Source organism: Nocardia sp. NBC_00565 (assembly GCF_036345915.1).
Classification (GTDB): Bacteria; Actinomycetota; Actinomycetes; order Mycobacteriales; family Mycobacteriaceae; genus Nocardia.
Genome location: NZ_CP107785.1, coordinates 7,350,623 through 7,362,501 on the forward strand (window position 1 = coordinate 7,350,623; position 11,879 = coordinate 7,362,501).

Below are 11,879 nucleotides of genomic sequence, written 5' to 3' on the forward strand. Positions count from 1 at the left end.
CGGTCAGACCGCCTCGATCGGCGGACTCGACCACCGAGGGCCCGGCGGTAGTGTCCGGCGTGCCAGCACCAGCCGGTGCGGTACCGGCCCCGGCCGAGGTATCGACACCCGCTTGCTCCGCAGTCGCTGCGACCTGCCGAGCGGCCGAACCCTCGTCCACGGCCGCGCCCTGACGCGCAATGCCGCCCTGACCAGCACCCTGCTCCGGCGCAGCGCCCCCTGGCACAAAAGCGAATCCCTGCCCGACATCGGATGCATCAGCACCTGCGGGCGCACCCTCGGCAGTCAGGTTGCGCTCTTCTGCCACGTTATGCCCGCCCACCGGGTTCTGCCCGTGAACCGAACCCGGCCCAGTGGCCGCGTTCGCCCCACCAACCGAGCTCATCTCAGCGACCGCGTCATGCCCACCAGCCACGGCCTGCCGGGCTGGGCTGTGCACACCCGAAGCATCTTGCGCACCGGCTGGATTCCGGCTGGGCGCAGCGGGCAAACCCTCCCCCACTGTTGCATTGGAGCTGCCAACCGGATTTCCCTGTTGGCCGCTAACCGGATTCTCCTCAGCGGTTGCGTCGCGGCCTGCCGCCGAATTCTGTCCGGATGGACCCGGCCCAGCGGCTGCCTGCTCCGCGGCCTGCCCGCCGACCGGTGCCTCGGCGCCGGCATCGCGTGCAGCGGTCGCGTGCTGTTCGGCGGCCATCGCGCGTTCCGCGGGGAGGCTCTGCCCGGGTGCCGGGCTTTGCGCAGACGCCGGATTCAGCGCGGACGCGGGGTTCTGCGCGGAGGCCGGATTCAGCGCGGACGCGGGGTTCTGCGCGGAGGCCGGGTTCTGCACGGGAGCCGGGTTCTGCACGGGAGCCGGATTCTGCACGGGAGCCGAGTTCTCCGCGGGAGCCGGATTCTGCACGGGAGCCGGGTTCTGCACGGGAGCCGGATTCTGCACGGGAGCCGAGTTCTCCGCGGGAGCCGGATTCTGCACGGGAGCCGAGTTCTGCACGGGAGCCGAGTTCTGCACGGGAGCCGAGTTCTCCGCGGGAGCCGGATTCTGCACGGGAGCCGAGTTCTGCACGGGAGCCGAGTTCTGCACGGAAGCCAAGTTCTGCACGGGAGCCGAGTTCTCCGCGGGAGCCGGATTCTGCACGGGAGCCGAGTTCTGCACGGGAGCCGAGTTCTGCACGGGAGCCGAGTTCTGCACGGGAGCCGGAATCTGCGTGGAAGCCGGATTCTTCGTGGAGGCGCGGCTCGGCGCAGGAGTTGTGCTCGACGCGGAAGGGGCGGGCTCCGGGCGCTGCGCGGAAGATCCGGGCTGCCCGGTAGCACCTTCGGGGCCTCCACCCTCGCGGCCTACGCCCTTCTCACGCCGCGCGGCGGCGAGCAGCTCCGCGCCGCGGCGGCGCTGCGGCTCGTTGGACCCGTGGGCCGGTGCCGGTGCGGACTGGGTTGGGTCCGCGGTCGGTGCGGAGGCGGACGGAGCAGGCGCGGCGGCACTGGCCGGGGCGATCGCACCGGTGGCGATGCCGCGTTCGAGGCGCTCCAGGCGTTGCAGTGTGGCCGATTCGGCGTCGGAGACCGAGGGCAGCAGCATACGGGCACAGACGATTTCGAGCAGGAGGCGCGGGGCGGTGGCGCCGCGCATTTCGCCCAGCCCCTCGTGCAGCAGCTCGGCGTGCCGGGCCAGCGTGGCCGGGCCGGTGCGTTCGGCCTGTTCGCGCATGCGGTCCAGGACGTCGCCCGGACCGGAGACCAGGCCGCGATCGGCGGCGTCGGGGACCGCGCGCAGCAGGATCAGGTCGCGCAGGCGCTCGAGCAGGTCGACCGCGAAGCGGCGCGGGTCGTGGCCCGCCTCCATGACTCGATCGATAGTGCCGAAGAGGGCGGCGCCGTCGCTGGCGGCCAGCGCGTCGATCGCATCGTCGATCAGCGCGACATCGGTGACGCCGAGCAGCGACACCGCGCGCGAGTAGGTGACGCCCTCGGGGCCCGCACCCGCCAGCAGTTGGTCGAGCACGCTGAGGCTGTCGCGAGGCGAACCGCCGCCCGCGCGAATCACCAACGGGTACACCGCTTCCTCGACCGGCACCTGCTCCTGCTCACAGATCTTGCCGAGCAGTCCGCGCATGGTCGCGGGCGGCAGCAGCCGGAACGGGTAGTGGTGCGTGCGCGAGCGGATGGTGGGTAGCACCTTGTCCGGCTCGGTGGTGGCGAAGATGAAGATCAGGTGGGCCGGTGGCTCCTCGACGATCTTGAGCAGCGCATTGAAGCCCGCCGTGGTGACCATATGCGCCTCGTCGATGATGAACACTCGGTACCTGGACTCCGCCGGCGCGTAGAACGCCCGGTCGCGCAGCTCACGAGTGTCGTCGACACCACCGTGACTCGCGGCGTCCAACTCGGTCACATCGAGATTGCCCGGCCCGCCGGGACCGAGCGCCACACAGGACGAGCAGATTCCGCACGGTGTCGAGGTCGGGCCCTGCACGCAGTTCAGCGAGCGCGCGAGGATGCGCGCCGAGGATGTCTTGCCGCAGCCCCGAGGACCGGAGAACAGGTAGGCATGACTGATGCGACCAGTGTCGAGCGCGACACTCAGCGGGTCGGTGACGTGCTCCTGACCCACCACTTCAGCGAACGTTGCCGGTCGGTACTTCCGGTACAGAGCCACGGCCAGAGGTTACCGGCGCCCACCGACATTGCCCATTCCCGCCGACCGACAGGCCGGGCGCGGCGTGATGCCGGGCGATTCGCGCCAGCAATGTGATGCAGATCACAAGATGCTCAAACCTTTGTTAGCCCCCACTGATCAGCGGCGAAGGCGGCAACGCGGGAGCAATCCAAGATCAAGAACGGACGAACAGGGAATTATGGCGCCCGTCCAGTGCCCTTGTCGTCGATTAGTTGAACTCGCGCCCTGGTTCGGGGCCCGTTTGCAGACATAACGAATCCGTCACCGAGGATGACAGCGATGCAATCGCCTGGCTACCGTGGTTATCGGCAACTTCGGTAGCCAAACCTTCATCAGGTTGGTGGCCCCGGCCGGTCCCTCATCCCGACCGGGGCACAACCTGATATCCAAAGATTCACGGCGCTATTGCCGAACTCGCACCGCTCCCACCGGAGGAAATTTCCACCGTGCCGTCGTGTGACGACATCGCCGCCGCCTGGCTTTCGAGCACCAGCTTCGCCGACGACCATGCCGCCGTCGACCTGCTCAGCCGGGCGATCAGCCCTGAGGAATTCGCGATCAAACGCGATTCCCTCCCGGTGGCCGCCGCCGCCGATCCCACCACTGCCACCGCCATCCTCGAACTACTGGAGCGCGGCCAGGTGCCGACCATGGCGGCGATCCGAACCCTCACCGCGCAGAACGAGATGCGCCGCGAGGCCGAGCGCATCGAACGCCTCGGCCGCCGGGCCCAGCGCAGCATCGATGACTTCGGCCGGGTGCTGGCCTGCCTGGCCGAAGATCACTGGACCGCACACGGCACCGGCCCCACCCGGCGCGATGTGCTGCAGTCCGAGCCGGTGATGGCGCTGATCCGGGACCGGATCGGCGATATCGCGCCGACCGCGGTGAAACACCTGTGGTTGATCGAGCGCGCGCAGCGGGCCGGTTGGATCGCCTCCAACGCCAACCCCGGATCTCTTTGTGGCGCACGGCGTTTCCACTCCGCCAAATACGGCAACCGGGTCTCGCTGCGACCGATCAACACCATCGGCACGATCGTCGCGACCTACCTCGACGACTACCTGACCGAGTACGACCGGCCGCCGCGCTGGTCCACCCTGGCCCACGACCTGCGCGACGACCGCGGCCGCCGGATCTTCCACGACACCGCCGACGCGCGCATCCAGCAGCGGTGGCTCACCACCGCCGAATGGATGGCCGCCCGCGACGACCTCCCGGTGCCTGGGCGTCGCGGCCTGCGGGCGTTGGCCAAGAAGTCGCGACGCTGACATCTGATCCGGACGGATGGGTCGGACTGTTGGACCCGCACTGTCTGGGCCGATTTACCCCGCGGTGTCGAGGTCGACGGTGAGCATTCGGTAACTTCTTCGCAACGCATGTACGCGTGGAAGGAGTTACCCCGTGTCCTCAACCATCGATCCCGCGGCCACCGCCTGGCTGCTCATCAGCACGGCCCTGGTGCTGCTGATGACACCGGCACTGGCCATTTTCTACGGCGGGATGGTGCGCTCGACCGGCGTACTCAACATGCTGATGATGAACTTCATCGCCATCCCGCTGGTAACCGTCGTCTGGTTGCTGGCGGGCTACAGCCTGGCCTTCGGCGCGGACGCGGGCGGCGGCCTGATCGGCAACCTGGACCACTTCGGCATGGCGGGCATCGATCCGAACACTGTGCACGGGACCGTGCCGGAGCTGCTGTACGCCACCTTCCAGCTGACCTTCGCGATCCTCACCGCGGCGCTGGTCAGCGGTGCGATCGCGGACCGCGCCAAGTTCTCCGGCTGGATGGTCTTCGTCCCGCTGTGGGCGCTGGTGGTGTACGTGCCGATCGCGCACTGGGTGTGGGGTCCGGACGGCTGGCTGGCCTCCTTCGGCGCGCTCGACTACGCCGGCGGGCTGGTCGTGGAGATCGCCTCCGGTGCGTCCGCGCTGGCGCTGGCGCTCGTACTCGGCCCGCGCATCGACTTCAAGACCGACGCGATGCGTCCGCACAACCTGCCGTTCGTGCTGCTCGGGGCCGGTCTGCTGTGGTTCGGCTGGTTCGGTTTCAATGCCGGATCCGCGCTGTCCGCGAATGGCGTCGCGGCGGCGGTGTTCCTGAACACGCTGGTGGCGGGCTGCCTCGGCATGCTCGGCTGGCTCGCGGTGGAGCAGATCCGCGACGGTCGCCCGACTACCTTCGGCGCGGCCTCCGGTGTGGTGGCCGGTCTGGTCGCGATCACCCCGTCGTGCGGTTCGGTGAATACACTCGGCGCACTCATCGTGGGCCTGACGGCCGGTGTGGTGTGTTCGTTCGCGGTGGGCTGGAAATTCAAGGCGGGCTATGACGATTCGCTCGACGTGGTCGGCGTGCACTTCGTCGGCGGCATCATCGGCACGCTGCTGATCGGCCTGCTGGCCAACCAGGTGATGACCGGCGGCGTCGAGGGTCTGTTCTACGGCGGCGGACTGGCGCAGTTGGGCAAGCAGCTGGTCGGTGTGCTGGTGGTGGCGGCCTACGCGTTCGGTGTCACTTTCGTGCTCGGCAAGGGCATCGACCGGTTCCTCGGATTCCGGGTCAGCAAGGAAGACGAAACCGCTGGTATCGACTTCGCGCTGCATGCCGAGACCGCATATGCCGAAGGCGTGCACGGACATTCGCCGCGCCGCTTCGGGGAGGGCCACTTCGGGCAGCCGGGCGGCGGAAAGCACTGAGCGGTCGGGCGAAAGCGCCTGCTAGGACACCTGATCCGCGGACATTTTCCAGGTGTTGCACTGGTAGGTCCGGTTGTAGTTCTGGCCTTGTTCGAACCACGAGCCGTAGTGCTGTGTGCTGCCGTGATCATGCGCGTCACCGGAGCGGTCGCCACGCCCGTATTGATCCCGAGTGGTGCGGTTCTGCTGCACGTTATCGAAGACACCGTCGACTACCGACGTACCGACGTACATTCCGGCGAAGCACTGCGCCTCCAACTCCAGGCGGCGCGACAGCTCCAGGCCCTGCGCGCTTCGCGCCCCCGCCTCCGCCTCCGAACGCTGGCTGCTCATCGCCTGCATGATGCCGGAGATCGCCTGCACATGATGGCCGTATTCGTGTGCGAAAACCGTCAGGTAGATCACCACGTCGTTGCCGTACTGCTCGACCTGGATCGTGTCCAGTGGCATATAGATCGTGTGATTCGCCGAGCAATAGAACGCCGCGTAATTGCCGCCGGATGAGCCGCACGGTGAGCCCGCGTCCGCTCCTCGAGCCGGCACGCTCACCTTCGGGCTGGAGTACGGCAGGTTCGCGCCCTGCAGGACGGGCCGCCACTTCTTGTCCAGACATGCGGCGGCGGCCTCGAAGAACCTGGTGGCCGCGTCGACCGTCGCGGCCCAGGCCGGATAACCACATTCGGCGTTGTGCACGCCCGACTCGCTGTCACCGAACAACGGGTTATCACCGGTTTTCGCAACCGGTTGCGGCCCAGCGGGTTTCGTCGTGGTCGGCGCGGCGGCGCGGGTTGTGGTCGCGGCCGCCGCGGGGCGCGTCGTGAAGGTCGGCGTCGAGGAGGTCGGCGGTGCGTAGGTGTAGCTCGGCGTCGGCGGGACATATGCCGACGGGCGGTGCTTATTTCTCGCATTGGCGGCCGAAATCGATGATGCGATGAACAGTCCGACAACCAAGACGACGATCGTCAGCACCCCGAACAGCGCGCTGAGCCACGCACCGGATCTTCGCCGCGGCGGGTACGGGCGCGGCGGATAACCTGGCCGCCGGTACGGCATCGGTGGACCGTACGGTGCCGCGTACGTCGGGCGCTGACCGTAGCCTTGCGGATATCCCTGCGGTGGAACGTATCCCGGCGGATAGCCTGGTTGCTGCTGATATCCGGGCGGCGGCTGGGATCCCGGCGGCGGTTGATATCCGGGCTGCGGACCGTAGGCGTGAACAGGCTGGGATCCGGGCTGTGGTTGATATCCCGGCTGTTGATGTCCGGGCGGCGGCTGAGATCCCGGCGGCGGACCATAGCCGTAGGGCGGCTGCGTCATTCAGCTACGCAACCGAACTGGCCGACGCGGTGAACGTATTGCACTGTGCCGCACGGTCTTTGTCGACGCCGATCTCGAACCATGCCCCACCGTTCGCCGTGGTCCCGTGATCGCGCATATCGCCGCGCTGGTCGCCGCGGCCGTGCGCATCGCGCCGGGCGAGGGTGATCTGCGAGGTGCTCAGCGAACCACCGTTGGCGGAAGAGCCGAGGTACATCCCGTCGAAGCAGTTGGCCTGCAACTCGATTCGGCGTGACAGCTCGAGCCCCTTCTCACTGCGCACACCCGCGTCGACGCGATCGCTGTTGGCCTTGCGCAGGATCCCTGCCATCGCTTGGACATGATGGCCGTACTCGTGCGCGAAGACCGACAGGTAGACGATCCAGTTGTCCTTGAACAGATCGGTCTGCAGCTGGCTGAGCGGCATGTAGATCGTCTTGTTCGCCGGGCAGTAGAACGCGGCGAAATTGCTCGTGGAGCCGGTGCACGGCGTGGTGATGCCGTCGGTGGTCGCGCTGACATTCAGCGTCGGCGACTGGAACGGCAGCTTCTTCTGCGCCAGTACGGGTTTCCACGCCGCCTCCAGGCAGCCCGCGGCCGTCTCGAAGAATTTGCGTGCGGTGTCCACCTGGGTCCCCCACGGGGCGTAACCGCATTTGGCCGGAATCAGGGTCGTATTCGGATCGGTCAGCAGCGGGTTGGTGCCGGTCTCCGATACCCCGCCGCTCGAATCGGGTGTGTAGGTCAGGCTCGGGCCGGGACCCGATGCGGTGCTGCTGAGCCTGCCGTGTGAGATCGCGTTGCGCACCAGCCCGCCCGCCACCACGAAGACGACGATCAACAGCACCGCCACCCAGCCACCGCCGCGCTTGCGCTGTTGCGGTGGACGTCCGGGCGGGCCGTAGGGCATCGGAGGCGGCATCGGCGCGCGCTGTCCGGGCGGGCCGTAACCGGGCGCGGGATAACCGGGCCGGCCGTAACCCGGCGGCGGACCATAACCCGGCTGCTGACCGTAAGCGGGTGGCTGGCCATAACCCGGCTGCTGGCCATAGCCAGGCTGACCGGGCGCGGGCCGATACCCCGGGTGCCCATAGGGCGAGCTGTGCCCAGGACGCGGCGGAACCGGTTGCCCACCAGGCGGAACCGGTCCGTAACCGTACGGTGGTTGTGTCACGCCCCCGTACCCCCTCGTCTCATGATCGCCATTGGCCGCTGACGCAGAATAGCAACTTGTCTAGAGTAGGCAGCCATGCTGACTTTTCGGGGGGGCGCCGCGGGTGCGCTGCTTCTCGCCACCGCGGGCATGCTGGTCGCCGCGCCGGTTGCCCACACGGAGCCCGCAACCGATGGCGTGAATATCGTCGCCGATCTGAAACTCAGCCGAGAAGGTGTGCTCGAGGTCACCGAGAAGGTGGTCGTGCCCGCCGACAGCTCGTTCAAGATGACGCTGCCGCTGCGGCTGAAGATCGGCGAGGACGTCGAACGCGTCTTCAATGTCACCGATGTCGATACCAAGGGCGCGGGCACGGCGACGGTCGCGAACGATCTGTTCACCATCGATGCCAAGCCGGGCGAATCGACCTTTACCTACGCCATCCACAACACGGTCAGCGATGCGCCGGGCACCCAGACCTTCCGCTGGCTCGGCACGATCAACGCCGATGTCGCCTCGATCGACGCCTCGCTGATCAGCCCGAGCTACGAAATGGGCGTGGTGGACTGCAAACTCGGTCCGCCCGGCAATCTGCGGCAGTGCTCGAATCTGCAGATCGAGGCGGACGGGGTGCTCTACTGGCAGCAGACCGACCTGCGCAAGGGCGACAATATCGACCTGACCCTGCAGCTACCGCCCGGCACCGTGCCAGCTAACGCCGATATCCGCGACGGCAACGAAGAGAGCGCCTTCTCCTTCACCACTCCGGTGGCGGTCGCGCTCGGCGTTCTGTTGCTCGCCTTGGCCGCGATGGCGGCATATGTGCTGCGGGCCCGGCGCGAGAATGCCGCCGCCACAGCCGGATCCGAGACGATCGACCCGCTGCTGCGCGACGGCAACCAGGTCCAGTTCACCTCCCCCGACGGCATCCTGCCCGGCGAGGCGGGCGTGCTGCTCGACGAACATGTCGATCCGGGCGATATCGCGGCGACGGTGATCGATCTCGCTGTGCGCCGGTACATCTGGATCACGCCCATCAGCGACAGCGACTGGCGCATCGACCGGGTCAACGCACCCGACGACCAGCTGCGCGATTATGAGAAGGCGGTCTACCGGGTGCTGCTGCCCGATGGCACCGATACGGTGTCCGTGACCGAGCTGCGCGCGCCGGGCCGCATACAGTCCCAGCCGGTGCGCACCGCGATGCTCGCCGACGCGGTCGCGCGCGGCGCCTTCATCGATCGGGCCCGCATCGGCCTGCCGATCCTGTTGGGCGGCGCGCTGATCGTGGGCGGCATCGCGGCGACCATCGCCCTGGCCCGCACCTCCGGCAGCGCGCTGGTCGGTGTCGCGATCCTGCTCGCGGGCATCGCGACCGTGCTGCTGCCGCGTTTCCTGCCGGTGCGCACGGCCCAGGGTCGTGCCCTCGTCGGCCAGATCCGCGCACTACAGCGCGGCCTCGACGCGACCAGCCGCGACCAGATCCCGCCCGCCGACCAGGAATTGGTCTTCTCCAGGGCACTGCCGTTCATGGTGATCGGCGGCCGCGCCGACAACTGGATCCGCGCCTTCCGCGACCTCAACCCCGCCGCCGACGCCCAACCCGGCCTCTATTGGTTCGGCACCTTCGAACGCGACCACAACCTGCAACGCTTCGCCGGCCACTTCCCCTACTTCATCACCGCCCTCGAAGGCCTGTTCGCAGGCGCGGGCGGCCGCTGAGAATCACCTCGGCCGAAACCGTTGATTCGTCCTCGATCAACGCGCTGACCGCACGCACACCGTCATCGCGGCTGACCGCGCGTAAGCCCTTGTGTGGGAAGCATTCTCCGGCGGAGGACAGGGGTTTGAACACCGATCCGCCCCAAGGTCGATCAGAGCCACGTCTCCCAACCTGCGCGAACTCGTCTGAGAATGACTCGGCGTGCGGGAGGATGCACCGACAGCACCCCGAAGTGAGGACCCGGCTCACACTTTCGACAACGTCGGACGGCCCGCACACCGACGAGAGTCTTACGCGCGACGAGGGGCCGTACCGCCCGACTGTCTGGTGCACACCGCGGCTGGCTTTCACTCCCGTGCAGCGCCGTCCGGCCAGACGATCTCGACCGGCACGCCACGCTCACAGGCAAGGTCGACCACCGTGCCGGTGCCGCCCCGCTGACTTGCATCCCCATCCCATACCGCGACCAGGCGCGTTCACGATGAGCAAGATTCTCGAGAGCGAGACGGTGTCCGACCTGGTTGGCATCAGTTGCATTGCGCGCGGCACCGATTCGGTCCGGCTCGGGCACCGTCGTCGCATCGAATTCGGCGATCGTGCTGACGATGACGAAAAACAATCGCTGACAACTCGATCCGAGTCAGCTGATCCGCAAGAGGATTCCACACCATCGAGCCGTCGGCGCATCGCCAGTCGTCGCACGCCAACATGCGGATCCGGAGACCGGTCGCGAGTTGCCCCGCGACCGGTCGCCTTGCTCAGTGTCCGAAACCGTCAGTCCGTCATCGCCGTGCGCCGGATCGCCGACAGTGGGTCGGCGTACAGGGCGCTCAGCGAGGTGACGACGGCTGCGAATTCCTGGACCTTGCCGCCGAATCCGCTGATGCGGATATCGGTGGGCGGGAGTTGAGAGGACTGGGCGAAGGCTCGGGCTACGTGGGTGACGGCGGGGCGGTAGCCGGTGAAGGCCTGGCCGCCGAGGATCACCCGGTCCGGGTTGAGCATGTCCCGGACCATCGCGACGGTGTGTCCGAGGATGGTGGCCCGTTCGGCGAGCAACTCCTGCGCGTCTTCCGCGCCCGCCTCGGCGGCGCGGTACAGATCGGCGATGGTCGAGCCGCCGGTGCCCTTGTGTGCCGGAATGATCCCGCGCCCAACGGCTCTGGCGTGCAGCGCCCGATCGCCGACGGTCACCTCGAGGCAACCCCGCCTGCCGCAGGTGCATTCGACATCGGAACCGGTCGGCAAGTGCGCGATCGACCCGGGGCCGCTGCTCGGGGTGTGCACCCTGCCGTCCAAAGTGACTGCGATACCAGCGGTTTCGCGGACGTAGAAGTACAGGCTGCTGCCCGGCGCACCGGCGGGTTCGCCGGTCGGCAGCAACAGTTCCGAGGCCGCCATCGCCTCGACGTGCGGTGCCACCGAGATCGGCAGTTCGAGCACCTCACCGAGCGCTGTGCCGACCTGGGCACCCTGCCAGGCCAGTTTGGGATGATCGACGACACCGGTCAGCGGATCGACCCGCCCACCGATCGCCACTCCGGCCCAGAGTGGTTTGCGCCGGTGCCAGCGCTGCAGGAAAGCCTTGGCGCTGCGGGCCACGGTCATGGTCGCGAAGTCCTGGCCGGTCTGCGGTGTCGCGATGGCCAGGCCACCGAGAATGCGCCCGCGCAGGTCGGCGGCGACGATCTTGGTGACCGCAGCGCCGATATGGATGCCGAGGGTCAGATAGGCCTCGTGGTCGATTTCGAACGGGACCCGGGGACGTCCGACCGCACCCGAGGCGGTCAGGTCGGGGCGCTCGCGCAGCAGACCGGCGGCCAATAGCGCCGACACCTGACGGTTGACCGTCGCGATGCTCAAACCCGTTGTGCGCGCGGCATTGTCGCGGGATACCGGACCGCCGGTCGCGGCGCGCAGCACCGCCGCCGCCGGATTGTCAGCGATGCGGAGTTCCGGCGCGACGACGGGGCGCTGAACGCGGACACGACCGGTGACGACCCTGGAAACGGAGCGGTCAAGGGTGGGGAGGGACATATGCGGTTTCCTTGCTGAAGTCCCGTTCGACGGGACATGCCTATATGTGCGGCGGCGAGGCAGCGCACGAGCCGAGAGAATGGCTCAGCTGCAGCAGGAACAACACAGTTCGCGAGTCAACGGCAGTCGCAGACCCAACGCTGCGGTCACGTAGGTGACCCGCAGAGCGGTCGGACGGCTCGTAGACATGGGATCAAAGTTAACACCGAAATCGCGCCGCACCAAGCCCTGCCAGCTACTCGCCGGCACCCCGGATGCGTGGTTCATCC

General features: G+C 67.9%; 6 protein-coding genes and 1 pseudogene. 3 read left to right on the forward strand and 4 right to left on the reverse strand.

Going from position 1 to position 11,879, the window contains the following annotated elements:
• Positions 1 to 1,036 precede the first annotated feature (1,036 nt).
• Positions 1,037 to 2,659 (reverse strand): annotated as a pseudogene (locus OG874_RS44950) (DNA polymerase III subunit gamma and tau); the annotation flags it as partial.
• Between the two features lie 467 nt (positions 2,660 to 3,126).
• Between OG874_RS44950 and OG874_RS33930 the strand changes: the two are divergent.
• A complete protein-coding gene (locus tag OG874_RS33930; RefSeq protein ID WP_330251145.1) occupies positions 3,127 to 3,951 on the forward strand; it encodes a hypothetical protein in 825 nt (274 codons plus the stop codon).
• Positions 3,952 to 4,084: 133 nt separating this feature from the next.
• Positions 4,085 to 5,380: an ammonium transporter gene (locus OG874_RS33935; protein WP_442943162.1), complete on the forward strand. Its 1,296-nt coding sequence runs from the start codon at positions 4,085 to 4,087 to the stop codon at positions 5,378 to 5,380.
• 21 nt (positions 5,381 to 5,401) lie between these two features.
• On the opposite strand, the gene OG874_RS33940 is transcribed toward OG874_RS33935, so the two are convergent.
• Positions 5,402 to 6,433, reverse strand: a complete 1,032-nt coding sequence (locus tag OG874_RS33940; protein WP_330251146.1) for a neutral zinc metallopeptidase — start codon at positions 6,431 to 6,433, stop codon at positions 5,402 to 5,404.
• Between the two features lie 268 nt (positions 6,434 to 6,701).
• Positions 6,702 to 7,619 carry a neutral zinc metallopeptidase gene (locus OG874_RS33945; RefSeq protein WP_330251147.1) on the reverse strand — a complete coding sequence of 306 codons (918 nt, stop codon included), beginning with the start codon at positions 7,617 to 7,619 and terminating at the stop codon, positions 6,702 to 6,704.
• Between the two features lie 327 nt (positions 7,620 to 7,946).
• Here OG874_RS33945 and OG874_RS33950 point away from each other — a divergent pair, with 327 nt between their 5' ends.
• Positions 7,947 to 9,572 carry a DUF2207 family protein gene (locus tag OG874_RS33950; protein ID WP_330251148.1) on the forward strand — a complete coding sequence of 542 codons (1,626 nt, stop codon included), beginning with the start codon at positions 7,947 to 7,949 and terminating at the stop codon, positions 9,570 to 9,572.
• Positions 9,573 to 10,347: 775 nt separating this feature from the next.
• Here OG874_RS33950 and OG874_RS33955 read toward each other — a convergent pair.
• Positions 10,348 to 11,610: an ROK family transcriptional regulator gene (locus OG874_RS33955; RefSeq protein ID WP_330251149.1), complete on the reverse strand. Its 1,263-nt coding sequence runs from the start codon at positions 11,608 to 11,610 to the stop codon at positions 10,348 to 10,350.
• Positions 11,611 to 11,879 lie beyond the last annotated feature (269 nt).

Excerpts from the sequence above, each read along its gene's own strand:
- OG874_RS33945 (WP_330251147.1), bottom strand. The coding sequence starts at position 7,619 with ATGCCGCCTCCGATGCCCTACGGCCCGCCCGGACGTCCACCGCAACAG.
- OG874_RS33955 (WP_330251149.1), bottom strand. The coding sequence starts at position 11,610 with ATGTCCCTCCCCACCCTTGACCGCTCCGTTTCCAGGGTCGTCACCGGT.
- OG874_RS33940 (WP_330251146.1), bottom strand. The coding sequence starts at position 6,433 with ATGCCGTACCGGCGGCCAGGTTATCCGCCGCGCCCGTACCCGCCGCGG.
- OG874_RS33950 (WP_330251148.1), top strand. The coding sequence starts at position 7,947 with ATGCTGACTTTTCGGGGGGGCGCCGCGGGTGCGCTGCTTCTCGCCACC.